Annotated in this window: 23 protein-coding genes and 1 tRNA gene; 8 read left to right on the top strand and 16 right to left on the bottom strand. The window is 45.7% G+C overall.

Translation table 11 applies throughout. From position 1 onward, the window contains the following. Positions 1 to 71: 71 nt before the first annotated feature. From KFF44_RS06180 to KFF44_RS06200, 5 genes are all read right to left on the bottom strand, one after another. A complete protein-coding gene (locus KFF44_RS06180; protein ID WP_255938215.1) occupies positions 72 to 1574 on the bottom strand; it encodes a sodium:alanine symporter family protein in 1503 nt (500 codons plus the stop codon). Between the two features lie 95 nt (positions 1575 to 1669). Next, positions 1670 to 2764, bottom strand: coding sequence for a TonB family protein (locus KFF44_RS06185; protein ID WP_255938217.1), 1095 nt, complete (start codon positions 2762 to 2764; stop codon positions 1670 to 1672). 88 nt (positions 2765 to 2852) lie between these two features. Beyond that, positions 2853 to 3383: a molybdenum cofactor biosynthesis protein B gene (gene moaB, locus KFF44_RS06190; RefSeq protein WP_255938219.1), complete on the bottom strand. Its 531-nt coding sequence runs from the start codon at positions 3381 to 3383 to the stop codon at positions 2853 to 2855. Next, a complete protein-coding gene (locus KFF44_RS06195) occupies positions 3370 to 5196 on the bottom strand; it encodes a lytic transglycosylase domain-containing protein (protein ID WP_255938220.1) in 1827 nt (608 codons plus the stop codon). The genes moaB and KFF44_RS06195 overlap by 14 nt, the downstream gene beginning before the upstream one ends. Positions 5197 to 5200: 4 nt before the next feature. Further along, positions 5201 to 6061 (bottom strand): uracil-DNA glycosylase, encoded by an 861-nt coding sequence (locus KFF44_RS06200; protein ID WP_255938222.1) that lies wholly within the window; start codon positions 6059 to 6061, stop codon positions 5201 to 5203. Positions 6062 to 6371: 310 nt separating this feature from the next. Between KFF44_RS06200 and KFF44_RS06205 the strand changes: the two genes are divergently transcribed. Genes KFF44_RS06205 through KFF44_RS06215 form a run of 3 tightly spaced genes read left to right on the top strand, consistent with a single transcriptional unit; the run spans position 6372 to position 10740 of the window. Continuing rightward, positions 6372 to 8030, top strand: coding sequence for an electron transfer flavoprotein-ubiquinone oxidoreductase (locus KFF44_RS06205; RefSeq protein WP_255938224.1), 1659 nt, complete (start codon positions 6372 to 6374; stop codon positions 8028 to 8030). A 29-nt stretch (positions 8031 to 8059) separates the two neighbouring features. After that, a complete protein-coding gene (locus tag KFF44_RS06210) occupies positions 8060 to 9844 on the top strand; it encodes a tetratricopeptide repeat protein (protein ID WP_255938225.1) in 1785 nt (594 codons plus the stop codon). A gap of 20 nt (positions 9845 to 9864) precedes the next feature. Beyond that, complete coding sequence (locus tag KFF44_RS06215; RefSeq protein ID WP_255938226.1) at positions 9865 to 10740, top strand: 4-(cytidine 5'-diphospho)-2-C-methyl-D-erythritol kinase; 876 nt, start codon at positions 9865 to 9867, stop codon at positions 10738 to 10740. A 16-nt stretch (positions 10741 to 10756) separates the two neighbouring features. On the opposite strand, the gene KFF44_RS06220 is transcribed toward KFF44_RS06215, so the two are convergent. Next, entirely contained in the window at positions 10757 to 11755 is a 999-nt protein-coding gene (locus KFF44_RS06220) for an NAD-dependent epimerase/dehydratase family protein (RefSeq protein WP_255938227.1), read from the bottom strand. Between the two features lie 249 nt (positions 11756 to 12004). Between KFF44_RS06220 and KFF44_RS06225 the strand changes: the two genes are divergently transcribed. Continuing rightward, positions 12005 to 12079 (top strand) — tRNA-Gln (locus tag KFF44_RS06225). A gap of 126 nt (positions 12080 to 12205) precedes the next feature. Here KFF44_RS06225 and KFF44_RS06230 read toward each other — a convergent pair. Beyond that, positions 12206 to 12769, bottom strand: coding sequence for a MarR family winged helix-turn-helix transcriptional regulator (locus KFF44_RS06230; protein WP_255938228.1), 564 nt, complete (start codon positions 12767 to 12769; stop codon positions 12206 to 12208). A gap of 121 nt (positions 12770 to 12890) precedes the next feature. Between KFF44_RS06230 and KFF44_RS06235 the strand changes: the two genes are divergently transcribed. The 3 genes from KFF44_RS06235 (at position 12891) to KFF44_RS06245 (ending at position 15459) form a co-directional block, all read left to right on the top strand. Beyond that, complete coding sequence (locus KFF44_RS06235; protein ID WP_255938229.1) at positions 12891 to 13289, top strand: hypothetical protein; 399 nt, start codon at positions 12891 to 12893, stop codon at positions 13287 to 13289. Positions 13290 to 13534: 245 nt separating this feature from the next. Next, positions 13535 to 14551 (top strand): lipid A-modifier LpxR family protein, encoded by a 1017-nt coding sequence (locus KFF44_RS06240; RefSeq protein WP_255938230.1) that lies wholly within the window; start codon positions 13535 to 13537, stop codon positions 14549 to 14551. A gap of 254 nt (positions 14552 to 14805) precedes the next feature. Then, positions 14806 to 15459 carry an NAD-dependent epimerase/dehydratase family protein gene (locus KFF44_RS06245; protein ID WP_255938231.1) on the top strand — a complete coding sequence of 218 codons (654 nt, stop codon included), beginning with the start codon at positions 14806 to 14808 and terminating at the stop codon, positions 15457 to 15459. A 199-nt stretch (positions 15460 to 15658) separates the two neighbouring features. Here KFF44_RS06245 and KFF44_RS06250 read toward each other — a convergent pair whose 3' ends face one another. Beyond that, positions 15659 to 16204 (bottom strand): PAS domain-containing protein, encoded by a 546-nt coding sequence (locus KFF44_RS06250; protein ID WP_255938232.1) that lies wholly within the window; start codon positions 16202 to 16204, stop codon positions 15659 to 15661. 93 nt (positions 16205 to 16297) lie between these two features. Next, positions 16298 to 18274, bottom strand: coding sequence for an acyl-CoA synthetase (locus tag KFF44_RS06255; protein WP_255938233.1), 1977 nt, complete (start codon positions 18272 to 18274; stop codon positions 16298 to 16300). Between the two features lie 92 nt (positions 18275 to 18366). Between KFF44_RS06255 and KFF44_RS06260 the strand changes: the two genes are divergently transcribed. Beyond that, the gene (locus tag KFF44_RS06260) at positions 18367 to 19389 is read left to right on the top strand and encodes an AraC family transcriptional regulator (protein ID WP_255938234.1); all 1023 of its coding nucleotides are present in this window, start codon (positions 18367 to 18369) and stop codon (positions 19387 to 19389) included. A 44-nt stretch (positions 19390 to 19433) separates the two neighbouring features. On the opposite strand, the gene KFF44_RS06265 is transcribed toward KFF44_RS06260, so the two are convergent. The 7 genes from KFF44_RS06265 to KFF44_RS06295 form a co-directional block, all read right to left on the bottom strand. Then, a complete protein-coding gene (locus tag KFF44_RS06265) occupies positions 19434 to 20321 on the bottom strand; it encodes a YegS/Rv2252/BmrU family lipid kinase (protein ID WP_255938243.1) in 888 nt (295 codons plus the stop codon). An 8-nt stretch (positions 20322 to 20329) separates the two neighbouring features. After that, complete coding sequence (locus tag KFF44_RS06270) at positions 20330 to 20794, bottom strand: hypothetical protein (protein ID WP_255938244.1); 465 nt, start codon at positions 20792 to 20794, stop codon at positions 20330 to 20332. Between the two features lie 9 nt (positions 20795 to 20803). Continuing rightward, positions 20804 to 21091, bottom strand: coding sequence for a hypothetical protein (locus KFF44_RS06275; RefSeq protein ID WP_255938245.1), 288 nt, complete (start codon positions 21089 to 21091; stop codon positions 20804 to 20806). Then, complete coding sequence (locus KFF44_RS06280; RefSeq protein WP_255938246.1) at positions 21091 to 22203, bottom strand: AI-2E family transporter; 1113 nt, start codon at positions 22201 to 22203, stop codon at positions 21091 to 21093. The genes KFF44_RS06275 and KFF44_RS06280 overlap by 1 nt, the downstream gene beginning before the upstream one ends. 54 nt (positions 22204 to 22257) lie before the next feature. Next, entirely contained in the window at positions 22258 to 22791 is a 534-nt protein-coding gene (locus KFF44_RS06285) for a TetR/AcrR family transcriptional regulator (RefSeq protein ID WP_255938248.1), read from the bottom strand. A gap of 144 nt (positions 22792 to 22935) precedes the next feature. Further along, complete coding sequence (locus KFF44_RS06290) at positions 22936 to 24150, bottom strand: iron-containing alcohol dehydrogenase (protein WP_255938249.1); 1215 nt, start codon at positions 24148 to 24150, stop codon at positions 22936 to 22938. An 86-nt stretch (positions 24151 to 24236) separates the two neighbouring features. After that, on the bottom strand, positions 24237 to 25691 hold the full coding sequence (locus KFF44_RS06295) for a coniferyl aldehyde dehydrogenase (RefSeq protein WP_255938250.1): 1455 nt from the start codon (positions 25689 to 25691) through the stop codon (positions 24237 to 24239). Positions 25692 to 25879 lie beyond the last annotated feature (188 nt).

The following is a 25879-nucleotide window of genomic DNA, read 5'->3' on the forward strand; positions in this document are numbered from 1 at the left end:
GTTTCGAAATTTGGCCTAACCGGAATAGATGATCACCGCGCCGTCTATATTTCGACCGGTCTAAATATCCATTAGGCTTTGGTTTCCTTGATTTCACCGGATTTTAATCTGGCTATATAGCTTGCGACATCACGCTTGATCTCTGGTGCCAGAATGTAAATGCCGATGATGTTCGGGATCGCCATTAGGAAAAACATACTATCCATTAGGGTGAATACGGTATCTGATGTGAACACCGCACCGGGCACGAGAGCAGCGCAGAAAATAATTTTGAATGTCGTCATCGACTTATCAGAGCCACCGATAACAAATTCCCATATTTTACCAGCGTAATAGCCCCAGCTGATCACGGTTGAGAAAGCAAACATCAAAACGGCTACCGCCAGAACAATCGGGAACCAACTGATGATTGAACCAAAGGCAGCTGATGTCATTTGAATATCACTGTAGCCTTCAACGGTATATGTACCCGTAATCACGATAACAAGCGCCGTCATAGTGCAAACAACAACCGTATCAATGAACGGTTCCATCAACGCAACCATACCTTCTGATACAGGTTCGTTAGTTTTCGCGGCAGCGTGCGCCATTGTGGCTGAGCCGAGGCCCGCTTCACTTGAATATACGGCGCGCTGCATACCAATAACAATAACACCTAAAACGCCGCCGGTGGCAGCATCCGGGTTCATAGCGCTCGAAATAATGGTACCAAAGGCGGCTGGTACCTCACCAATATTACCGAGGATTACAAAAAGTGCCGCCAAAACATAAATTAGGCACATCAAAGGAACCAGTTTGGATGTTACATTTGCAATAGAGCGGATACCGCCAATGATAACGACGGCAGTGAGGCCCGCAAAAATGGCCCCAAAGGTCCATGCAGCGAAATCGCTATTAAGGCCCGTTACTGCGCTTAATTGACTGTATGCCTGATTAACCTGCGCCACCTGAAGAAACGTTGGTAGTGCCAAAATACCATACGTCCACGCAAGGAATAAACCAGCCTTGGTCCATCCTTTTTCCGTCAGACCCTTTTGCAGATAATACATGGGCCCGCCTGCGATTGTGCCGTCTTCTCGGACCGTGCGGTATTTTACGCCCAGTGTACATTCCGCAAATTTTAGCGTCATGGCAAGCAAGCCAATGATGATCATCCAAAGCGTTGCGCCGGGGCCACCTTTGGCAATAGCGACGGCGACGCCCGCAATATTTCCAAGGCCAACAGTTCCCGATAGGGCAGTTGCAAGCGCCTGAAACTGGGTAACTTCGCCAGGGGCGTTTTCGTCGTGATAGCGCCCTCGCACGATTTTATAGGCAATGCCGAAGCTTTTTAAATTGATGAACCCAAAATAGACAGTCAGAATAATCATCGGTGCGGCCAGAAAGGCCACAACCCATTCGATATCAGTTCCGAATACATTGATTGTACTGAATACAAAATCACCGAGAGCATTGATCACATCGGTTGCGGCTTTGATGAAGATATTATCGCTTTCACCGTCCTGCGCAAATCCGGCGCTGGAAGCTGCCATGACAGCAAGAATACCAATGAAAACCCGCTTTAAAGTACCCACACTAACTCCCCTTAGTGAATTGCTTTTGTAAATTGATCGCCAGATTAGGCGACCAAAACAAATTTAGGAAGGGGAAATGTGATGAAGAGTGTTTATTAATCGGCTAGATCAAAGCTAAAGCGATATTTGACACCCTCTGTGGCAACTGCCTTGCCGCTTTCAAAGCGAGGTGCATAGCGGAATTTACTGGCTGCTTTGATTGCAGCTTTGCCAAAAGCAGAACTTCCCTTGTAGTCGATTACTTTCGGATTTGTAACAAACCCATTTTTATCTACAGTTAACTCGACGATTGCATACCCTTCTTTGCCATTATTGGCGGCGCTACTGGGGTATGTGGGACCAACTCGGTATACAGGTAGATAGTCCCGGCTTGCTTCAGTCGGTGTTGCGGCTCCTATTGCGCGACAATGCTGTGTCGCCTTATCACTTAAGCCTTGTTCTTCATAGGCTCTGATAAGAAAAGCATGGGTCGCTAGGGTAGTTTGGGATGAAGGCGCATATTTTTCATATACATTAAGTGATTGTGTAAAATGCTCTGAAGCGTCTTCGTATTTTTTGTCGGCTAGATAATATTTTCCGAGAGAAAAGTTCGTGGCCGCAAGCTCTGCTAGTGCATTTTCACCGTAGGACTCTAAAATAGCTTTGGCTTTTACGAGGTGTTTGACGGCATTTTCAGTACGTGCTTCATAAAGCAAAATGTTTCCGATTTCTTTGCGAATCACACCTTCAATGTAGCTATCTTCCTCGTAATGTTTAAGCGTTAAATCGAGCGCTTTTTTGTAATAGCGACGCCCTCTCCTTTGGTCTTTGAATGCGTTGATCGCAGCTTCTGCCTTTTCAAGGTACACATCAATCAGTTCGGGTGCATCTTCACCGTATATACTAGTGTATAGGTTCTCTGTGATTTTAAGCGCTTTAACTGCCTCATCTTTTTTATGCGCATTGTTCGCGGCTTTTGCATAATTAAAGGCAAGGTTTGCCGTATTTTTGTGTTTGTCTCCGAAGGCTCTTAGTCCGGCTTCGAATGCTGCCTTCGCCGTAGAATACTGCAGGGTATTATTCGATGTGTTCAGGGCTTCATTGTAGGCCGCATAGGCCTCTTTGAAAACTTTAATATCATCCTTTTTATCCGCAAAAGCCGGTATTGCTATTGAAATAGCTAGCGTTGAAACAATCACAAACTGACGCATGAGAACTCCCCTAATCGTTTAACGTTTAAATCAATTGTAAACTATAGCAGGAAAATGGCAATTTTGTGTTGCATTAAGAAAGGCGAAATCAAACTTCTTTAAATCGCGGCATTAATTCCACAAAATTGCAGGGTCGGAAGCGGTTATCGAGCTGAGTGACGAGGATTTTATCCCACCCATCTTTGACTGCGCCTGTTGAACCGGGAAGCGCGAACATTAAAGTACCGCCAGAGAGGCCGCCTGTGCACCGGCTTTGGATCGTGCTTGTTCCGATCAGATCATAGGATAACATTCTGAACAACTCACCAAACCCAGGGATGGCTTTGTCGTATAAGGCTTCGAAGCATTCAGGGGTTACATCGCGGCCAGTGATGCCGGTGCCGCCCGTTGAAATAATTACGTCAATACCATCATCCGCAATCCATGCCTTCAACTGCTCGGTGATCGATGACTTGTCATCTTTCACGATTTTACGAGCGCCTATTTTATGCCCAATGCCCTCAATGCGCGCGGCAAGTGTGTCACCAGATTTGTCATCCGCTTCCGTACGTGTGTCGGAAATCGTCATGACAGCGATATTTACAGGAATGAAAGGACGGGTTTCATCAATCTTCGGCACGGGTAATGGTCCTGTTTAATGCAATTCTGTTTAGGCTTTTGATACTACGTTCGGTCTCATCGGTGTCCAGTGAGGCAATCTGCGGCCATTTGCCAGACGCGATCGCATCCAGACTTGGAACGGGTTGCCCAAGGCGCATACGGTAATGCCAAAGGTTAGAGGCAACACGCTCGATAAAGTTGCGTGTCTCGTAAAAGCCAATAGATTCAATAAATAATAGCGGGTCTTTTTGATATTCAACGCTTTTTTGCCAGCCAATCAAGCTTCCAGGCCCCGCGTTATAGGCGGCGAGCGTCATGAAAAGATCGTTCCCAATATAATCGGTGCTTGTCAGTTGCTCCATATATACCTGACCAAGCGCCATATTAAATTGTGGTTCCGAGAGACGGTGCTGGTTCTGGCGCAACACTTTATTGCGGCGGGATATGAAGCGCGCGGTGGCGGGCATTAATTGCATTAATCCACCTGCACCCACACGGCTTTTGGCGCGGCTGATAAAATCGCTTTCCTGTCGCATCACCGCAAAAATAAACGCACGGTCGATCCTGAAACCATCGGCGGGTGCCCAATCGGGCAGGGGATACATTACAGACTTCGGTGCAATGGCAGCCGTTGGGCCTGTACGCGCCAAACGCATTTGCAATGCGGGCAGGTTCATGTGGGCCGATAGTGCCATCGCATCCTTTTGAATGCTGGCTCCTTCACGGCCCCAAAGCAGGCGAAGTTCTTCGTCCGCTAAGTCGCCGCGCCCTAATTCCGCAAGGGCAATCGCGCGCTTTGTTGCCTTGTAGCGAAACAGGTTATTCATAGCCCCTTTGTCCAGTACCGGAAGCGCCCAGTCAAGGTCAAGTTCAATGCCCAGTTGGCGCATGGCAATCATGCCATAAAATGTATTGCTATATCCGCTTGCGCTCTTTAGGTGGCTTTCACCTTCGTCAAAACGGCCAAGGCGGTATGCAGCACGGCTGGCCCAAAAATGCCCCGCCGATACCAGCCAATCGCTGGCGCGTGCTGACCCGCTAAGGATATCAAAATGCTTGTAGGCCGCATTGATAGCGCCTGTTCGCCACGCGGCAAGGCCTGCGATCCAATCGCCTTGTGGCTCAACCTCACGGCCCAGTTCAGCCGCGATTTCACCGAACCTGCGGGCTTTGAAATCATTGCCTTTATAATAATAGCTTGCTGCTACACGCTCTAGCGCCTCTGCTTTTTCCCAATCGGCCAATAGTCCGTGCTTGTCCATTGCCCAGTAGCGTTTTTCAGCGCGGTCCGGGCTGCCGCTTCGGATATATTTGCGGATATTTGCCTTGAATTTGGAAACAGCCTTGCGCTCTGTGCTGTTGCGCCGAGGTAAAGGGGGTTTTGGTTTTGCTGTTTGCCCAGTAACGCCTGGATATTTGGTAGCAATCGGGCGCTTGGGCGCGCGGGCGCGGCCTTGCCGCTTGCGGGCAAGCCTATACACACGCCATGCACTTGGATGGTCAGCATAGCTTTTTAACCAGCCTGAGAGTTCACTGAATTTACTGCGATAGCTTTTGGGGTGCATATACCGCTGGAACTGAACGTGACCCATTAACAGATCATCATCAAGGGACTTAATTACTTTGTCTGCCTGTTTCCAACGACCTTGTGTTTGCAGTTCAAAGATACGCTGGTAACGTTTAATGTCCGCATCACTAAGAACTTGTGGGATACTAATGCTGTTTTCAATTGCCTGTTTTTCAGGGCTTTCCTGCGCTTCCAGTTTAATGGAGCTGATGGCCAAAGACAGGAAAACAAGGGGTAAAAGCGATATTTTGAAACAGGCACTCATAACGTTATCCGTCGCTCGATAATTTTTCTTTTATACTCAACAAATCGCGCCATGCCATTCCTTTTTGAGCAGGCTGCCTCAGTAAGTATGCAGGATGATATGTCGGTATTGCGGCATATTTCTGACCGGAAAAAGTAAGATCGCGCCATTTACCGCGCAAGCGCGTAATACCATCATCGCTTTCAAGAAGCGATTTGGCAGCAACACCGCCGAGCATCAGAATGACTTTTGGTTTTGCAAGCTCAATATGCCGTTTGATAAATGGCATACACATTGTGATAATTGCCTGGTCTGGTGTTCTGTTACCAAGTGGGCGCCATGGCACAATATTGCTGATATATGTATTCGTTTCCCGTGACCTTCCAATCGCGGCTAGCATTTTATCGAGCAACTGCCCGGATACACCTACAAATGGTTTGCCCAGTTGGTCCTCGTCGGCACCTGGTGCTTCCCCAATGACCATAAGGTCAGATCCAGCAACACCGTCAGCAAAAACTGTATTTTTGGCAGAGCGTTTCAAAAGCCCTCCATCAAAGGCCTCCATCGCGGCCTTGAGGTCTTCCAGGGTTGAGGCGGCATTAGCGACCGCTGTTGCGGCTTCAAAGCCGGCGCCGTGTGTTGAGCTGACGGGCTGAGGCGCAACAGGTCGTGGTGTTGATTTGGGCAGGGATGATTTAGGCAGGGATGATTGGGGTTGAAATGTGCTGGCTTGATTCGCTTGTTGGGGCGTTGCTTCCGTGCTTCTTACTTCATTTGCTGCTTCAAAACGGTTAACTGGCTCGTCACCGATCGCCTCGTCGGCACCTGCGGCAATAAGCCATTCGAGCATGGTCAGATCATCATATTGTTCAAACGTTTCGATCATTCACTTACAATAGTATTATACCAATTTTCTACATGCCAATCTAATGTGTCGTAGCGGCAGCAGCGAAACGAACACAGTAGCTCCAACCTTTATGCACAGTTTATCGCGTATTTCAAAACAATCTTATTGTTACGGAATATCGCAGGGCCTTTCGGTCAATATTACTTAACGTTAACGTAAATTTGTTTTCTAGCGTTTGACCTATGTGCTTCTAACAGGCATAAACACTATGAAACGTAATGCCTTAGGGAAGTAAGGAACGCCTGTAATCAGGTGTCGTAGGTAGATAATAATAAATGAGGAGCGCTTAATGGAACGCGAATCTATGGAATTTGATGTTGTTATTGTTGGTGGAGGGCCTGCCGGTCTGTCAGCGGCAATTCGTTTGATGCAGATGGCACAGGAAAAAGATCAGGAATTGATGGTCTGTGTGATCGAGAAGGGGTCTGAGGTTGGAGCGCATATTCTTTCTGGTGCTGTTGTCGACCCTATCGCCCTAAACGAATTGTTCCCAGACTGGAAAGAAAAAGGCGCTCCCTTAAATACACCGGTTATCGAAAACCATCATTGGATTTTATCTGAAACAGATAAGTCAGAATTCCCTCATTTCATGATGCCTCCCTTAATGTCAAACGACGGGATGTATACACTTTCGCTCGGGAACCTAACACGTTGGCTTGGAGAACAGGCAGAAGCGATGGGTGTGGAAGTTTACCCTGGTTTCGCGGGCGCTGAAGTTCTTTATCACGAAGACGGCCGTGTGAAGGGGGTTGCAACCGGCGATATGGGGATCAGCCGAGAGGGCGAACAAAAAGGTGGTTACACTCCAGGCATGGAACTGCACGCCAAATACACCCTGTTTGCAGAAGGATGCCGTGGATCGCTTACAAAAGAATTAGAAGCCAAGTTTGACTTGCGTGCAGATAGCGAACATCAAACATACGGAATTGGTATCAAAGAACTTTGGGATATCGAGCCTGAGAAGCACAAAGCAGGCCGCGTAATTCACACCCAAGGTTGGCCAATTGCTGATATGGCAGGTGGTGGATTTATCTATCATCAAGAAAATAATCAGGTGGCAATCGGTTTCGTTGTTACGCTTGATTATGATAATCCGCATCTATCACCGTTTGATGAAATGCAGCGCTTTAAAACACACCCTGAAGTGAGAAAGATACTGGAAGGCGGCCGCCGCGTTGCATACGGTGCCAGAGCCATTAATGAAGGCGGACTTCAATCCGTACCTAAACTTTCATTCCCGGGTGGTGCGGTCATTGGCTGCGCGGCGGGCTTTGTGAATGTCCCAAGAATTAAAGGTAGTCACAACGCGATGAAATCCGGCATGTTAGCCGCGGAAGCCGCGTTTGACGCAATCGCCGCTGGTTCTGAAGGAGATCAGGAACTAACGGCATACGGTGAAGCATTCAAGAATAGCTGGATATATAAAGACCTCTACAAGGTTCGCAATGCGCGTCCTGCGCTTTCCAAATTTGGCGTGAAACTCGGTACACTTTACGCTGGTTTTGACATGTGGATGAATACGATCGGCCTTGGCGGTTTGATGCCAACGCTTAAGCATGGTCATAAAGACAATGAAACATTGAAAAAAGCCAAAGATGCGCAGCCTATTGATTATCCTAAGCCAGACGGTGAAATTACATTTGATAAGCTGTCTAGTGTCTTCCTTTCCAATACAAACCATGAGGAAGATCAGCCAATTCACCTAACGTTGAAAGACGCTTCTATTCCTGTTTCAGTAAACCTTGCGGATTATGATGGACCAGAGCAGCGTTTCTGCCCCGCTGGCGTTTACGAATATGTTGAGGATGAAGGCGCAACTGAAAAACGTCTTCAAATCAATGCTCAAAACTGTGTGCATTGCAAAACCTGTGACATTAAGGATATAACCCAAAATATCAATTGGGTGGTTCCAGAAGGCGGTGGCGGACCGAATTATCCAAATATGTAATCAAGTATTATAGAGGAAGCGTTACACGAATGACGTTGAACCGGAAAAAAGCATCAACTGCACGCTCAATTATATCATTGGGCGTGTTGTCGTTCGTGATGGCTGCTTGCTCGTCCGCTGAGAAGGGGCCAATTAAGCCCTATATTGGTGATAAGGCAGGCCTTCCGGTCACGGGGTCTTGGTATAGCGAATTCAAATCAGACGCCAATATTGGCATTAATCATTACAGTGCCTTTTTGGCAGCGACGCTTGCGCAGCAAAATGACCAGCAGTCCAATGCAGCGGAGTATTTCCTTGATGCCTATAAAGGCGCACCCAAAAGTGGATTTATTGGCGATAGAGCCTTTTCGCAACTTTTGTTCGCGGGGCGTATGGATGAAGCCGCAGAAGTGGCAGGCCGAATAATTGAGCTCCCAGAGTATGAGGCGGATGATCTTGTTAAGCTGACGCATATTCTGGCAGCGTTTAAAAAACGTGAATGGCAGGATGCAAGACTGCGCCTGGATACTGACCTGCAAACGGGTTTTGGTTTTCTTCTGAAGCCGCTTTTAAATGCCTGGTCCTTTGCTGCGGAACGCAACCTTGAGAAGGTGAATGAAATACTAGCGCCGCTGAAAGCGAATTCACAGCTTAGAAGTATAGCGCTTGAGCATGAAGCTTTTATGCTTGACTATATGAGGCAATATGAACTCGCAGAAGAAAAATATCGTGCATTGATTGCCGCGAACACGCTGTCTTCTGTCGACCCGATTACTGCATATGCCCATATGCTGTTCGAAAATGGTAAAAAAGTTGAAGCGCGTAGCGTTTTTACTGAGCAGATTAAACGCTTCAAGGGGGCACCAATTCTGGTGCAGGCGAGCGCGAGGATTATGCAGGGCAAGGCGCCTTTGCAAAACCCAGCGACGCCAAATGGTGCAATGGGCATTGTTTTCACGAGACTTGCCAGGGAGTTCACGCAGGCACAATCGCGCCGCGCCGCGATTATATATCTGCGCTTGGCGTCATACATGACCCCTGATGTTCCTGTATTATATTTTACCTTGGGTGAACTGTTTGAACAGCTTCAAAATCCATTAAGCGCCGCAGAGATTTATGCCTCCATTTCTGGCGGAAGAGGGTTCTCGCTCGCCGCAAAAAACCGAAGGGCGACCGCTCTTGATCGGGGCGGCGAAACCACGCAGGCGGTTGCGCTCATTAATGATTTATTGGAAGAGCAGCCAAATAATCGTCAATTGAAGATGCAGCTCGGTGATATTGCAAGGCGTAATAGCGATTTTGCCTTGGCAGTTCAGCATTACAGCGAAGTTATCGACCGCATTAGAAAACCGAGCCGGAATGACTGGGTTTTATATTTGGCACGTGCCATTAGTTATCAAAACCTCGGCGACTGGGAACGCGCTGAAGCTGATATGAAATTTGCACTGACGCTTGATCCCAATCAACCTGATCTGCTGAATAATCTGGGGTATTCATGGATTGAACGCGGTGAAAATATTACCGAAGCAAAGGCTATGATTGAAAAGGCGGTTCTAGCACGCCCGAATGATGGTCAAATTACGGATAGCCTTGGATGGGTTCATTACCTGACGGGCGATTATGAAAGAGCGGTATCCGAGTTGGAAAAAGCTGTGAAGCTTGCCCCAACCGATTCCACAATCAGCGAGCATCTTGGCGACGCCTATTGGCGTGTTGGCAGGCGCGTTGAGGCCCGCTTTCAGTGGCGCCATGCGCTTGATAATGGTCCGGACGCTGACAAGCAGCATGTGATTGAAGATAAGTTGGCATTTGGCCTCGCTTCCGGCCAGTTATAATATCGGATTGAATTTAGGCCATGGCTGATGTTGGTTCATTGCAAATTATGGCACCAGCCAAAATCAACCTCTTTCTGCATGTGGTGGGGAAGCGGTCTGATGGCTATCATTTGCTGCAAAGTATTTTTGCCTTTACAGAAAATGGTGACAAGCTAACGCTTAGCCCCTCAAACACATTCGAATTTAAGGTTGAGGGACCGTTTGCTGGCGAATTGGATGGGCAGGGCGATGCCACCAATCTGGTCGAAGAGGCTGCGCGGGTATTTGCAAGTGCCTCTGATCAGGAGTTGGATGTTTCGATTACGCTTGAGAAGAATTTGCCAATTGCTTCGGGGATCGGCGGTGGTTCTGCTGATGCCGCTGCAACGCTTAGGCTTTTAAATCGTTATTGGGGATTGGACTGGGAACTGGCGAAGCTTGAGGAAATAGCGATCAAGCTTGGGGCGGATGTGCCAGCGTGCCTTTATGGTAAGCCAATATTAGTGCAGGGCATTGGCGAAGATATTTCCTTAGATATCGTCTATGAGGGGCCAGAATATATAACGCTGGTTAATCCGTTGGTTTCAGTATCAACCCCTCAAGTATTCAAAACCTTTGCAGCCACGTCCGAGTTTGCGGAAACATGTGAAGCTGATGAATTGAAATCGGTTACCACGAGTTTGCTGCACGAAACCCACAATGGACTGGAAGAGAGCGCCAAAGCCATTTGCCCAGAAATCAATCTGGTTCTTGATTGTTTGGGCGCTCAGGAGGGTGCTAAAATTGTCAGAATGGCAGGAAGTGGTGCGACCTGTTTTGCCTTGTTTGAAAGCAGGGCTGCTTCGCTAAAAGCTATAAGGGCGATTAAGTCAGAATATCCAAATTGGTGGGTTATGGCTGACAAATTACAAAACTGACCTGTTCTATCAGGCTTCAAGAAATCTTGTGATACGTTTTGAACCATTCAACAAAGCTGTTCAAACCATCCTGCAATTGTGTTTTCGGGGTAAAGCCAGTAAGGGCGTGGATGGCGTCTATGTTAGCGGTCGTTTCTTTAAGGTCGCCGTCCTGTAGGTCTTCAAATACCTTGATGGCTTTCTTACCAATGGCATTTTCAAGACAGGAAATAAATTTCATCAAGTTTTCTGGCTGGTTATTGCCAATATTATATATTCGGTGAGGGCTAGGGGAGCCTTCGTAGTTGTTGACGCCTCCTTTCGATGGTGGTGTTTTTACAAGCCCAGTGATCCCGTCAACAATATCATCAATAAAGGTGAAATCGCGCGCCATATCTCCGTGATTAAAGACCTTTATTGGCCTTTCGTTGATAATGGCATCTGTGAACAGCCAAGGCGCCATATCAGGGCGCCCCCATGGGCCATATACTGTGAACAGTCGCAGGCCCGTTTGAGGGATGCCGTATAGATGTGCGTAGCTTTGGCTCATAAGCTCATTCGAGCGTTTGGTGGCTGCGTACAATGATACCGGTAGGTTAACTGGGTCAGTTTCCGCAAAGGGTTGTTTTGTGTTGGCGCCGTATACGCTACTGGAACTTGCGTAGATAAGGTGTTCAAAACTATCAAGCGAGCGCGCCAGTTCCAATATATTTGCGTGGCCTATCAGGTTTGAATTTATATAGACGTCAGGGTTTTTGAGCGAATAGCGAACCCCTGCTTGTGCCCCGAGGTGAATGATCTTTTGTATTTTTTTATTTTGCGTTTGTGCAAACAAGGCTGCTTTGTCGGCGAAATCGGTATGGAAGAAATTGAAATTCTTATGATGTTTTAGGTTGGAAAGCCGCGCCTGTTTTAGATCCACACTGTAATAATCATTTAAATTATCAATGCCAATAACGTCATAACCATGGGTGCAATACTGTTGCGCAATATGGGAACCAATGAAACCGGCAGCACCTGTTATAAGAATTGTCATGAAAGCCTCCGGTAAGCTGCTGCTGTCGATTTGATTGATCTTTGGTTGGATAATATCATTTGATCACTTTATCATATCGAATCTTAATATAGCCTAACCTACATTTTTATCTTTTAAGTTAAAGAAAACAGTAATTTAGGATGAGTGATAAGCCCTTAATAATAAAGCGCAATCATAAAAATGTAATTTTTTTGAAGAAAGCTCTTTACAGGCTGCATAGCTTTTAATAAAAACGCGCCACACGCCTGCTGGGGCGTCGCCAAGTGGTAAGGCACCGGTTTTTGGTATCGGCATCCGCAGGTTCGAATCCTGCCGCCCCAGCCATCATTTCCTTTGAAATTGATATATACGTAATTGACTTCACGTTGATGCCGTCCGTTTGATCGTGGTCGATGCTACAGCTTTGTTTTCGGCGCCAAAAGCTTTGAATTTCTTTACGTAAATTTGAACTTATGTGCCTATGTTTTCATCGTGATAAGCACAGATAAGATTTAGGTTTTCTGCACAGAGTGTTTCGTTGGTTAAGCCACATACACCGCCATTTTTACCTGGATTGAAATGTCGGCATGACGTGCAGGTTCCAAAGCTTCTATTCTTATTCATTTTCTGGAATTGTCGTAAGACGGATTGTAAGCCATACAGTGTCTGTGTGTGTTCCTCAGGCGCCATTTTACTGCCGACAGCTGACCATACGGCGCGTTGTTTTTCGTAGATCGAAAGTCCCTTCTGGGTCAGGCAAAGATGGGACTTTCGTTTATCATGTGGGTCAGCACGTTTTTCCAGATACCCTTTCTCTTGCAGTTTATCGACTGATTTGGAAACGGTCCCCTTCGTTTGGCCCAGATAATCACATAGCATCAAGAATGTATCGCTGTAGTGATTGCAGCGGCCCAAATAACCAATGATCTGAATATGGATATGTTGAAGGTTATGATCATTAGCCAAAGGCTTTGCGGTCATCCTTAACCTGACAGCAAGCGCTTCGAGGTAATTGGCAAGTATTTCATCATTCATATGTTGCACTTAGATAGGCTGCGGCGATTTGTCAATATGTTTCGATACAAAACTTATTGACAAGATTATATGGTATAATTATTTAGTTTTGTATCGAAACTAAAAAAGAAAGATATGTGTCATGAATATTCGCTTTATTACGCCCACATTGCATGGGGTTCTGGATTATGGTGCCGCTTTGGGCCTTATTGTATTTCCGTTTTTATTGTCACTTTCTAACCAATCAGAGCTTGTGCATTGGTTTTCGGTGATCGCTGGTGTTGGCTTGATTACATATAGTTTGCTGACGGATTATAAGTTCAGTGTGAAAGGCGTGTTGTCATACAAAATGCACTTAGTTCTTGATAGCCTTGCGAGCGCAGCGTTTGTCGCCTTAGCGTTTTTGCATAATGGAACCGCATTCACGTTTGGCTATTGTCTCATTATGGCTGGTGGTGTGATTGCTGTGATCGGACTGTCAGGTCGCGACGAGGATAGTTCATTTGCGGGTACAACGGTTTCTTCAAATAGCGCCACATAGTGCTGAAGCAGATACGATAAAAAGCGGCTCTAATACCCATCCTGTATATTCCACATGTACAGGATGGTATGCATCAAACCCCTATTACATTGTTTTTTATTTGGCTTTGTTGTTTTGCCTTGCTTTGCATTATGCTATTGGGAATTGAAATATAGCTTTCGCGCTGGGTTTATAATCACGTAAAGTATTGAGCAACTGATCAAAGCATAAAGATGCCGAATTTCTCCAAATATTGTTGTTGCATTGTGGTATTATTCGCCACCGGCTTCGCTGCATCAGCTCAGGCAGAAGAAAATTGCTCGTTTAAATTCACAAGTGCACAAGTTGATCAGGACCTGTTCCTTGAACCATTCCCGGGGGTTAACGAAGACCGCGATTATACAATGGGTCTTTTCGTCCGGTTTAATAGCTGCCGAAAAGGATCAAGCTGGTTCTCTGGTCACGAGGTTCAGCATCTCGTTCTCGATGCCTTATCGATAGGGGATGGTGAAACACAGTTTCGCTATAGTACTGCCTTTGAAAGTCTGACATTCACACCTGACGACTTGACTGCAGAAGACCCTATTTTTGAAGATAGGCCCTATAGTTCCATTCTACAGGTCACGAATAATTTGGTGGCTTTTAAAAATCCTGAACGATCCGCTACAGAGGTGAGCTTGTCATTGGGGTTTCTTGGGCTCCCCGTAAGTGATTGGGTGCAGTCGGGCCTGCATCAGGTATTCAGAACTGCGTTTGGTAGCGAGGAACCATTTGACCCCGAGGGATGGGATAATCAGATTTCAGATGGTGGTGAACCAACCGCCAAGCTTTCCCTGACATGGTTTCACCGTCAGAATGTGAGCGCTGATTGGGTTGATATCATATATTCAGCCGGTGCTAATCTTGGGTATCAAACGGGGGCGAATGTAGGGTTATCTGCGCGCTTTGGTAGGGTGAACAAAGCAAAACCTGTGTGGCAAACAGACCGTGCCGGTGGCTATTTAACGAAAAAAAGCCTTGAAGACGAATTTTATGCTATCGTTACGAACAAGATTAATTTTGTTGGCTACAACGCCCTTTTACAAGGGCAGTTCAGAAGTAACCCTCACGATCTATCCAGTTCACAAATTCAAAGGTTTGTTTTTGAAAACTCTATCGGAATTGGCTGGCAAAATGACAAGAGTGACTGGTTGTTTTCCTGTACGCGGCGAACATCGGAATTTGATTTGCCAGAGCGTAGAACACATTTCTTCTGTGGCCTGAATTTCGCTCGCTCCCTTTAATGCTCGTATCAGGGTAGCCTGCTTGTATGAATTTCTATTTTGGCCCTGCGGCCACGTCAAATTCTGCTGTTGTGTGGTTGCTCTTTAAAATAGTGAAAATATGCGTTGAATCTGTTTATAGTTTATTGGCTAAATTATAGGAGCTACGTTCACTTTTGCTTACACTAACAAATTGGTTGAACATCAGCTATTGTTGAAAAAATAATACAACCCATTTTGATTGAATATAAACAAAACAGAAAAAGAACAGAGAAATGGCACAATCCGCTCTTGTCCTTGGGGGAACGGGCCTCATTGGGACCCACCTTATAAAATATTTAACAGGAAGTGATCATTGGAGTGATATCGCGGTCCTTACGCGCCGACCATTGAATGTTAAGTATGACGGCGTTACCGAAATTATTGGCGATGCTACTAATGTGTCTCGTGTGCTCGCAGATTGCAAACCCGATGTCGTTTTTTGTTGTCTTGGCACAACAAGAAAAAAAGCGGGTAGCCGTAAACGGTTTAGAGAAATTGATCATGACTATGTCGTCAAATGTGCGGAAATTTTGAAACGGCAGGGGGCTCAGCGTTTTCTGTTTGTATCCGCGTTGGGCGCAAAAGTTGGGTCTTTAAGCTATTATTCTCATGTCAAAGGCGAGACCGAGCGTGACCTCAGTGCAATCGGGTTTGAAGCACTCGATATACTGCGTCCTTCACTATTGTTAGGCGAAAGGCATGAAGCTCGCTTTGCTGAAGATATAGCTGGTACTATTATGCCGTTTTTTAGCGGTTTGTTGGTTGGTAGCGCGCGAAAGTACAGGCCTATTGAGGCGATCCAAGTCGCTAAAGCGATGTCTGAAATTGCTTGTAGTGATAAACTTGGTGTCACGGTCTATGAGAGTGATAAATTGGCAAGGTTTTAAAGGTAATCCCTAGACGCATACAAGACTATCGAATTGCTTACACATTTATTCCGTATAGCGTTATCGGTGATTTGTATTAGCCATGTACTCAGAACGTATCGTGTAAAATCATATTCGGTGAATAATGTTAAAATATGTTTCGTTACAACAGGTTGGCTAATCTTCTTAATTGACGGTTCAAATAGTATTCCTATTTTGATCAATGTTTTGATTGAAACTGTGGGTATCTAATCTGAGGCGTTGTGATAGAGATAATTTGATCAAGCGATTTCCCATCACTGGATATGGGGAAGATACCGAGCTCTAAGTGGCGAGTATTACCGTTTGGCATCTGAAACTTGCCAGTGAGGAATATAGCTTGTTGGAGAGAATATGTTTGAAGCAAGTATTCTTCGTACAATTTTCTAGTGGTTTTCGGGAGGGAGTATCCAAAAAGGCGACCTTTTGGATCTTCGCCCAAGAGGTTGACTACTTCGGAACCCGCTAAGCGATACTGGAACTCATGGTCAGTATCGCTTGTTCTTTCTAACACGCTGATCCAAGGTAAAAGTTTTGGAACTGCCATCGGGTTAAAACGACCGCGTTCGATGATACCACTGGGATTGCATTCAAGAAGTTTGTTCCAATAGGTATGAAATTGTATTGCAGGGTGCGTTGCCTGCAAATCATGAATGTTTAGTTTTTTCAAGCCTTCAAATATTGGCCTGTTTCCTCCCAAAGACAGGCCTGTTGTTAGCATGTTCATGACATTGTTTCCTTGTTGTCTGAATACTGGTTGTTCGCGTACTTTCTTGGTTAAGTGGCTAATTTCATTCAGGTTTACTAACAGGCTATTTCATCAATCCTGTATAAAGTTTGTAGTTACTGCATATTGAGCGAGTGCTTGTTTTAGTGAGCTTGTATCGCCGGGTGCATTTATATTTGCCACAATGCCGAGACGTTTATCCTGCTCAACAGAAAGCGAAAGCAGGTCAATGTTAAGCGCTTTTGCTTCGCGGTGTATCAAGGACTCTATTTCCCGCATGGTAAGGGGGACCTTGTGAATTTTTCCTACAGCCGTAATTGGAAGATTATCGAGGCGAATAAAGTCCTTTGGGATAGCGGCACGCTCTGGGATATGTGAATTAGCAAATTCGAGTAGATCCGTAGCAGGGATGTCTAATCCATTCAGCGTTTGATAATATAAAATAGGGACCTCGCCCACGCGGGCATCGGGTCTGCCAATAGCCGCTGCAAGCGCGATATTGCCATGTTTATGCATGGCTTCTTCGATCATTTTGGGGTCAATATTGTGCCCCCCACGAATGATGAGCTCCTTGCGTCGGCCAGTCATCCAGAAGTATCCCTGCGCATCCTGACGTGCAAGATCGCCTGTATTAAACCAGCGCTTATCGTCGGCAAAAACCCAGATCCCTTGATTTTGCTCATCAATAAGATAACCATCAAAGACGTTTGGACCGGAAATGAGGATAGCCCCCGCCTCATCGGTTTCTGCCCATCTGACGAACTGGTCTTCATCATCTATAATTGCAATGGCCATATCTTGATAAGGGAACCTCAGGCCAATTGAACCGATCTTTGGTGTGTCCGTTTTTACCGGATTCATCGATGATCCGACAGCGCCTTCTGTCATGCCATAAGCTTCAACAATCGGTATGCCAGTTTTCTCTATGAAACGCTGGAAAGTATCAACGGGCATGGGGGCAGCACCGCAAATTCCGAACTTAATTGAACTAATATCTACATTGGAGCGCTCAAATTGCATGAGCGCACTATAAATAGTAGGAACCCCGGAGAATGTTGTTATTTTGTAGCGATCAACAAGACGCCAGAATTCAGCAAGAACGCCTTCACCTCTATAGCCGCTTGGCCCAGTCAAGAGGACATGCCCTCCAAACATCCACGGAATGAGGCCGGTCACAAGCATTGCATTTGTGTGAAAAAGCGGTAACCCGCATAAAGATGTTTGCCCTTGACCAAATGCATCTGGACAGAAACGAGAAGCGGCCCAACAGTTATAGACCTCAGAACGATGTGTCCTGCGGACGATTTTAGGCAATCCCGTTGTGCCACCTGTGCATAAAAGCGTTGAATAGTCATCTGGGCCTGGAGCATCGAAAGTCAGAGCGTCGTCTGGGCTCTTGTTCAATTCTTCCCAGAATCTGGATACAGAAATTTTGCTGTCTTGAATTGATGCCGATGTGGGAGGTAAATCTATTTCTCTAGTATGTTGACCATCGCCTTTGATATATTCGAGGAAGTTGCAGACCAGAATATGATCTAAGGTTTTAACATTTTTAACCGCGCTGCTTACTTTTTCCCAGATATCCGTCCCGGGGCTGTGTTCCATGGTTACTAGCAGTTTGACTGAGGCAGTGGCTAGTAATTCACCTATTTGTTCAGCCTCTAAAAGAGGATTTATAGCAAGAACAGAGGCTGCTGCACTGCCTCCCCAAATAGTGAAATGTGTTTCAGGCAGATTAGGTAGAATGAATGCGATTACGTCACCACGTTCAATTCCAAGCCGATTGAACATATTGGCTGCTTGCGTAATCGTACGGAAGAATTCTCCATGGTTCCAGACATAGGGCGTTCCTGCGGTGTGTGGAGATAGGAAGAAACTGAGCGCAGGGCTATTTGGATTAAGTTCAGACCCGAACTTTATCGCTTCATATGTTGAATTAGGCAGCCCTCGTGTTTCAAGCGGTACTTCCTCTAGTTTGATAATGTCTTCAACACTTTCTATCGGATCTGTTGCGTCCATATAAGCCAAAATTCCCTCCCATTCATTAGGTTTTGATAGGTCAAATCCCATTCTCGATCATTCTGAACGAGAGGGGCTTATTTTCCCATGATCCAAACGGACAATTTCTTGATAATTTCGGCCAATATGATATTTTTTATCTCATGATTAATTTGAATTCGACCCGTCCACCAACCAGTTTGCGTATTCTCTGTGATGTTGCAGTTGAAATGGGAATGCCGCGTGAGGATTTTTTGAAGGGGACCGGTTTAAGTTTGGATGATTTGTATTCGCCCGATAGGCGAATTACGCTGGCTCAAGAGGTTCGCGCGACCGAGAATTTTTTGGAAAGGCAATCGGATAGTTTTGGGATTGGAGTGACGGTTGGTAATCGCTTTCATGTGAACGTGTTTGGGATATGGGGGTTCGCAATCCTGAGTAGTCCAACCCTGCGTTCTGCGATTCAGACAGCCATCGATTATACAAGTATCTCGTTGATTTTAGCAGATATTGAGGTGGGTGAGTATAATGATACGCCACTGGTAAATTTTAAGATGGATCACTTGCCTGAAAGGGTACAGTTTTACGCATTTGAACGTCATTTGACTGTTACATTAGGCTTTATGAAAGAGTTGATCCCAAATTTCGACAAGCAACAGTTTAGAATACTGACGTCGGCAAAAGACAAGAGCTATCGTGAAAAATTGTCTGAGCTACTTGATGTTTCTGTAGGTTTTCACGAACAGTTAAATGCACTCGCCCTTGGGCCCTATAACCTTGACACACCCTTACCGAGGTCTGACCCCGCTACACTGGACTATTGCCTCAAGCAGTGTAGCAAATTACTTGAAGAGCAGGGCGGGGTGCTGGCACACTGGTCACGACAGGTTCAGAATAAGCTCATGCAAGATATGGGTGCTGGTATCAAATTACGCGATATTGCATGTAAACTTGGAACTACTGAGCGCACACTCAGGCGACGGCTTCAAGAGGAAGGAACCAGCTTTAGGGCAGTTTACACAGACGCACGGCTTGGAATTGCCCGGGAACTGCTCGAAACTGTTGGTTTGTCGGTAGAGGAAACAGCATGGCGTGTTGGCTACTCTGAACCAGCCGCTTTTATAAGGGCTTTTTCTTCCCGGTTCAGTCGAACGCCCGGGAAAATAAAAAAACGCAACTCGCCCTAGTAGGCCGAAGCCTACTGTGACAATCAATGTAATCGTGAGTATACTCAGAATACCACATTAAGGTACCTTGGTTTGACCGCGAAATTGAACACTTTTCCTTTTAGGGGTTCACCGTCCAGGTTGAAGTATGTTTCCTCATCGAATTTAATGATGAAGGCCTCAAGTTGGTGATAACGAACAATCTGGTTATCGGGGTTTTTTAAGTCATTAATTTCCCGCGCCAGATCTGTTGGATTTAGGCCATTGTCTGTTCTGATCGTGATGAGGTCAAGAAGGCCATCGTCAAGTTTTGCGTGGCTTCCGACCTCAAAGCCGCCTCCTGCAAAGCGATTATTGGCGACTGCCATAAATGTAATGCTACCCTCAATGTGAGTATTATTGGGAAGGTGCATTTGGCCCGTATAGGGAGACATCTCGAAAGCCTTAATAATTCCCATTAGAGAATAGGCGGCACCACCAAGTGCTTTCTTCAGGCCTGTTGGTGTTGTAGCTGTAATTTCTGCACCAAAGCCAGCACTGGCGACATTTAAGAAATATCTGTCATTCATAATACCCACGTCACAAGAATGGCTTTTCCCAGTGCAGGCAATTCTTAAGCATTCTTCCAGGTCATCGAGTGGCAAATTACAGCCTCTGGCGAAATCATTAGCGGTTCCAAGTGGAAATATACCTATTTCCGGAAATTTACCTGGTTTTGCGGTTTCGACGACCGAGTTAACAACAGCGTTAATAGTACCGTCACCACCACACGCAATAATTCTCTTGGCGCCTTTCTTAAGCGCATAAGAAACCATCTCTTTATTGGCAGACTTGTTCCAGGGGATAAGAACTTTCCGGATCAATCCTTCTTTTTTAAGCTTTTTGATAATCTCGTTAACCGCGTCGATATTCGCAGATTTCCGGTGTAAGATAAGATCAGTTTTCGTGCCCATGATGCCTTCTAATCCTTCATGTTTTTAATCACTGATTTAGCAATTGTTCCAGCAATTCCGGGTGCAATACTACCAAGCGGATCACGAGCAATTTTTTTCACAGCTTGCGTAGTTGCTTTCGCTTCATCAGTAAAGGCGCGCAATTCTGCTTCAATATCTTCCATTGCCATGTCACGCACCTCTTCAACAGCGGCGATTTCATCTGTATGTGCTGCGGGTTTTGAGGCAAAAAGTACGAGGGTAATTGTGATTGCAATATTGGCAAGCGCGACCAGAAGAGCAGCTATTGGCGCTGTAACGCTACTAGAAAGTGCGAGGTAAGCCGAAGCATTTAACATAACGAGAGCAATAGCAGCAGCGATCCCTGCGGCTATCATCATACCAGTCTGGCGACGTAAAACAGTAAGATGCCTGCGCGCAATTAAACGTTCTGATCGCAGGATAATGGAGATGTTTCTGGTTAGGCGGTTCATAACTAATTCCTATCTTGATTTACCTGCAATAAAGCCAAGCGCAAACATACCAAGGCCAACTAAAATTGCCTGTTTTCCAGGCGAGTTTTTAACGTCCTTGATAAGACTAGATATTTCCTTGTCCCAATCGAAGGGGGCTGATTCTGCGTCTGTGTTTGTATCTTCGGTTGTGGGGGAAATGTTTTCCTCAATCGTTTCATTTTCCCTTGCAGCGTTACTTTCATTTTCAGCTTGCATCTTTTTGATTTCAGCTCTCAACTCTGCAAGTTCAGCTTCGAGTTCGGGTTTTGTAGCCATTATTCACTCTCCTCAGCAGTTGATATGGAGGCTTTGCGACGAACAATTGTTGTTAGGTTGCCATCACCAGAAATTAAAATAGCGATGGATCTCGTGGCTGGAATATGCGCCATAATGATTAGGGTACATGCTGTGATTGGAACACTCATTAGCGCCCCGGCGATGCCCCAAATGGACGTCCAGAAAGTTAGGGCCAGGATAACGATAAAAGGGGACAGGTTTAAAGACCTTCCCGTTATCGCTGGCTCAATAACATTGCCGATTGTAAACTGAATAATACCACAGCCAAATAAGATAATCAGGAACGGCGTTGATGTATCGAACTGCAGGAGCGCGAGCAAGGAAGGAAAGGCTACCCCAAGAATAGAGCCGATGTTTGGAATGAAATTCAAAGCAAATACGATGAACGCCCACGCTTCGGCAAAATCAAGGCCTATGATTTTGAAAATGATATAGCTTGCCCCCCCGGTCACCATGCTCACTAAGGTTTTTACACCTACATAGCGCTGCAAACTTTCGGACATGCTTTCTAATATCGTTCGAACTTTCTCCTGAGTTTCGGTATCTGGTGCAGCCAGGACCAGCTTGCCCCGCATGGGGGTCCATTCTTTCAGCATAAAGGGTACATATATTAAAACGAGGAATATTCCACTCAGCAGCTTGCCTGTACTTGCGACTGCGCGCTGAGCAAAATCAAATAACTGAAGGTCATTAATACCGCTCAAAATGAGCTGGTAGTTGTCATCGCCGATGAAGACTACAAGGTGACTTAATATATCGGCAAATCGGGCTTCGTATCTTGGAAATGCGGCTACTACTGCCTCAGCCTGTTGGGACAATATACCAAGAACCGATAGGATTGTGATCAAAACCGTAGAAAGAGCAACGATATGCGATAACCAAATCGGGATAAGTTTACTCAGTCGATCAACGATAGCCATGATTAACACCACGGCAAAGAGTGAAATAGTCAACGGAATGAGAACGCTTGCTGCAAGCACGAGCCCATTAATCAAAAAAAATGTCAAAATGACAAGGTAAGTCCAGAATTGCAGATTAAACGGACTAGATAGTGGCGCTAATGGCGCTTCTTTTTCTTGTTTGCTGTTCATTCTCAACCCCCGTTATTATCCCTCGCTATCAGCGCCTATAGTCAGTTCAATAAGCTATACTGTACGGCCCAGCATTGCCTCTAAAATCTGGCGCATATCTTGTTGGAAGATGTCTCGACTTTTTGCTTCGAGAAGAAGGCCCTTTCCTGCAGATATCATGACAAACGCTTTACCGCCGCCTTCCTCAGCGGTGGATGCATATCCATTCCTGTACAGGAAATCAGCCATGCGTGCCCGCAAGCGTATAGGCCAATCTTCATGGGAGCTGTAAGTGATCTCAAGCGTGTCGTCTAAAATCTCAGTGCCGTGGCCGTTGTTAACAATGTCTATGGCTTCACCAATAAGAATGTCGAATACTTTCGTCAGGGTAAACATTGGTGGCATTTCTTCGTTATTGAGTAATTCGAATATTCTTCCATACATGCCTGATAGATAGGTGTTTATGGTCCAGTTATAGCAGTTTTCCTTGTTGCCAAATTTTTTGTATATGGATTGCCTGGAAACTCCAGCCGCATTTGCAATATCTTGCATGGATGTTTTGCGAAACCCATATTGGGCAAAGGCGGCAAGGATATCTTTGGCGTTCATTTTACTTCCTGGTATTAATTCAAACATAGTATGTTATTTTCGTTCTTAATTTGGTGTCATTACAGTTGTAAAATGTCAAGTGTTGGCGCGAGCCCCATAGGCGATTGATATTCGCCCATGGGTGCTAATAGTTGATTTCCTGAATTAACCGAAAGATACATCCCGATTTCCTGATGCCACAGCAGCTAGGACGGAATTGATAGCCTGTCGGTTCATTGATTTGGGTACAGCGTAGGAAGATCTGGCTTCTTTTATCGCGCTTTTTGCAATCGCGTCATAGTCTTTTTCATCCAAATCTTTGATGGATGCGGGGATGTTTAGTTTGTCCCCCAACGCATCAACGCGTGCGATAAATCTGGCTGTTAATTCCTGATCGTCAAGGCCTGCAATATTATCGCTACTTAGCATGCGCTCAAGATCAGCATAGCGTTTTGCACAGGCGGTTTTATTGTAGCGCAAGACACGGGGTAGAATGACTGCATTTGCTAGGCCATGAGGTGTGCCATAATGCGCACTCACTTGATGAGAAATGGCATGAACGTAACCAAGGCTCGATTTGGTGAAGGCAAAACCAGCTAGAAAAGACGCGATCGAAACCATTTCTCTTGCATTCAGGTTTTCGCCGTCTTCAAAAGCGATGGGTAGGTAGTCGAACAATAGTTTTATTGCGAGCGACGCATCTCTATCTGTATCCGTGAAGTTATTAAGGGATGTATAGGCTTCGATTGCATGTGTGAGTGCATCCATGCCTGTTGCAGCTGTCATCGCAGCAGGCAATGTTTTGAGCATTAATGGATCAAGTGCAGTCGCAATTGGAATATATTTAGGATCAACGAAAAACTCTTTCGCGTGCGTTTCTGTATTTGAAATAACCGCAGCTGTCGTTACTTCTGATCCAGTGCCAGAAGTGGTTGGTGCGACATAAAAGGGAAGAGGAGCTTTTTTCACTTTAAGAATGCCAACCAGCTTATCAGTTCGGTTGCCATTGGTCATCGCAGCGGCAATCACCTTGGCTGTATCAATAGCTGATCCGCCCCCTACAGTGAAAACACTGTCACAGTTATTTGCTTGGGCCAAGTCAATGCCCGCCTCAACCACAGCAAAAGTTGGGTTAGGAATAATGCCATCAAAGATAGTTACTTCTGACCCTTCGTTCCTTAGAAACTGAAGTAAATCATCAAGCATGCCGTTTTGCAGAAGAAAACTGTCCGTAACGATCAAAGGGCGTTTGCTTCCGTTTTTGATCATTAACTCGGCTAACTTTTTTGTGGTTCCAGCCCCTGTTAATACCAGTGGTTTTTGGGGTGGAAAGAAGGTCGACATGAACCTCAATGCATATGTGATCGGTGATTTAAACATTGTCTTAATCCTGATTTTAATTTTGTGGCCACCTGCATGTAGGGAGTGGGGAGGAGGAGCCATGCAGGCGGCCTGCGTTTTCAGATTTATTTGTGTTTCCGGAAACGCTTGAACTGGAATTTCATATAAAGGTCGTACATACGGTTGCCCCACGGTGCGGCAATCATTGATGTTGCATTAAACTTACCTTTGCGCACGATACCTTTCGCTTTAGAGAAGTTGAGGAACCCTTCATGGCCGTGATAGTGACCCATGCCAGATGGGCCGACACCGCCGAAAGGCATATCGTCTACCATAGTGTGGGTCATGACTTCGTTGATGCACACACCACCTGAATGGGTCTCACGAATAACCTTCTCTGCGCGGGCTTTATCCCAATCAAAATAATAAAGTGCGAGTGGACGATCGCGGTCGTTTACAAAGGCAATCGCCTCATCAAGCGTGTCATATGGGATTAGAGGCAATAACGGGCCAAAGATTTCTTCCTGCATAACCCGCATATCTTCGGTGACATTCTTGATTAAAGTCATTGGAAGTTTTCGGCCAGTATCAAACGTTTCCTGACCTTTATTGATCTCAACGATTTCTGCGCCTTTATCCTTTGCGTCCCGAATATTATCCAAGAGACGGTCGCGCTGGCGTTCAGTAATGATAGATGTGTAATCACTATTCATAACGTAGGTCGGATAGCTTGAAGATATCTCCTTGGCGAAGGCGCTTGCAAAGGCATCAAGTTTCGCTCGCGGCACCAGGATATAGTCGGGTGATACACACACCTGACCTGCGTTCAGGCCTTTACCAAAAGCGATCCGGTTAGCGGCCTCTTCGATTGGGAAGCTATCGTGGATGATGGCAGGAGACTTCCCTCCAAGTTCAAGTGTTACCGGCGTCAGGTTTTCTGCTGCTGCCTTCATGACAATTTTGCCAACTTGTGTGGAGCCTGTGAAAACCAAATGGTCAAACGGTAGTTTGGTGAATTCAGTAGCAACATCAACATCGCCGTTTACAAACACGACTTCATCTTCGCTGAAGTATTCTGCGAGCATGGCTTGAATAACCTCACCGGTGCGCGGTGCAAATTCAGACCCTTTAATCATGGCACGGTTACCTGCGGCAAAGGCACCTGCAAGGGGTGAAATGCCAAGAAAGATCGGGAAATTCCAAGGTACAACGATCCCGACGACGCCGAGTGGTTGGTAATGAACCTTGATGTCACTTCCAAAAAGCATCAGTGGTGCGCTGCGTTTTGACTGTCTCATCCAGCTCCGCAGATTTTTCTGATTATAATGGATGCCTTCCAATATAGGTAATATCTCAGCAATAAGCGTTTCCGCTTCGGCGCGGCCATTAAAGTCCTGATCAACCGCTGCAATTAAGCGATCTTTGTAGTCAAGAATTGCGTTGTGCAAACGCTTTAAACGGTCAATGCGTTCATTGGCTGTTGGTGCCGGGTTTGCTTTGAAAGCGTTTCTAATGCGAGTGAGATGGCTTTTGAGGGCCAGGGCAGTTTCATTTTGAATCATGTTTCCATCTTTTGGCATTTCGGCCTCCTTTGTGTTCGTTGAGGTCGATATATGTTCTGAATGACACGTTGTCAAATACAAAATTTACAAAAAAATAAAAAAATGTAAACTAAAACTGAATTAAAAATCATAATAATGGTTATAAAGTTAATGAAGACTGGCTGTTTCTGTGGGTTTTTGGTATTTTCATAATTGTCTGCACGGAA

It is taken from the genome of Kordiimonas sp. SCSIO 12610, assembly GCF_024398015.1.
GTDB lineage: Bacteria > Pseudomonadota > Alphaproteobacteria > Sphingomonadales > Kordiimonadaceae > CANLMI01.

Coding starts and splice junctions, on each gene's coding strand:
- KFF44_RS06245 (WP_255938231.1), top strand. CDS start 14,806: ATGGCACAATCCGCTCTTGTCCTTGGGGGAACGGGCCTCATTGGGACC.
- KFF44_RS06195 (WP_255938220.1), bottom strand. CDS start 5,196: ATGAGTGCCTGTTTCAAAATATCGCTTTTACCCCTTGTTTTCCTGTCT.
- KFF44_RS06210 (WP_255938225.1), top strand. CDS start 8,060: ATGACGTTGAACCGGAAAAAAGCATCAACTGCACGCTCAATTATATCA.
- KFF44_RS06200 (WP_255938222.1), bottom strand. CDS start 6,061: ATGATCGAAACGTTTGAACAATATGATGATCTGACCATGCTCGAATGG.
- KFF44_RS06250 (WP_255938232.1), bottom strand. CDS start 16,204: ATGAACATGCTAACAACAGGCCTGTCTTTGGGAGGAAACAGGCCAATA.
- KFF44_RS06280 (WP_255938246.1), bottom strand. CDS start 22,203: ATGAACAGCAAACAAGAAAAAGAAGCGCCATTAGCGCCACTATCTAGT.
- KFF44_RS06255 (WP_255938233.1), bottom strand. CDS start 18,274: ATGGGATTTGACCTATCAAAACCTAATGAATGGGAGGGAATTTTGGCT.
- KFF44_RS06215 (WP_255938226.1), top strand. CDS start 9,865: ATGGCTGATGTTGGTTCATTGCAAATTATGGCACCAGCCAAAATCAAC.
- KFF44_RS06235 (WP_255938229.1), top strand. CDS start 12,891: ATGAATATTCGCTTTATTACGCCCACATTGCATGGGGTTCTGGATTAT.
- KFF44_RS06295 (WP_255938250.1), bottom strand. CDS start 25,691: ATGCCAAAAGATGGAAACATGATTCAAAATGAAACTGCCCTGGCCCTC.
- KFF44_RS06220 (WP_255938227.1), bottom strand. CDS start 11,755: ATGACAATTCTTATAACAGGTGCTGCCGGTTTCATTGGTTCCCATATT.
- KFF44_RS06230 (WP_255938228.1), bottom strand. CDS start 12,769: ATGAATGATGAAATACTTGCCAATTACCTCGAAGCGCTTGCTGTCAGG.
- KFF44_RS06265 (WP_255938243.1), bottom strand. CDS start 20,321: ATGGGCACGAAAACTGATCTTATCTTACACCGGAAATCTGCGAATATC.
- KFF44_RS06270 (WP_255938244.1), bottom strand. CDS start 20,794: ATGAACCGCCTAACCAGAAACATCTCCATTATCCTGCGATCAGAACGT.
- KFF44_RS06275 (WP_255938245.1), bottom strand. CDS start 21,091: ATGGCTACAAAACCCGAACTCGAAGCTGAACTTGCAGAGTTGAGAGCT.
- KFF44_RS06205 (WP_255938224.1), top strand. CDS start 6,372: ATGGAACGCGAATCTATGGAATTTGATGTTGTTATTGTTGGTGGAGGG.
- KFF44_RS06185 (WP_255938217.1), bottom strand. CDS start 2,764: ATGCGTCAGTTTGTGATTGTTTCAACGCTAGCTATTTCAATAGCAATA.
- KFF44_RS06260 (WP_255938234.1), top strand. CDS start 18,367: ATGATTAATTTGAATTCGACCCGTCCACCAACCAGTTTGCGTATTCTC.
- KFF44_RS06290 (WP_255938249.1), bottom strand. CDS start 24,150: ATGTTTAAATCACCGATCACATATGCATTGAGGTTCATGTCGACCTTC.
- KFF44_RS06285 (WP_255938248.1), bottom strand. CDS start 22,791: ATGAACGCCAAAGATATCCTTGCCGCCTTTGCCCAATATGGGTTTCGC.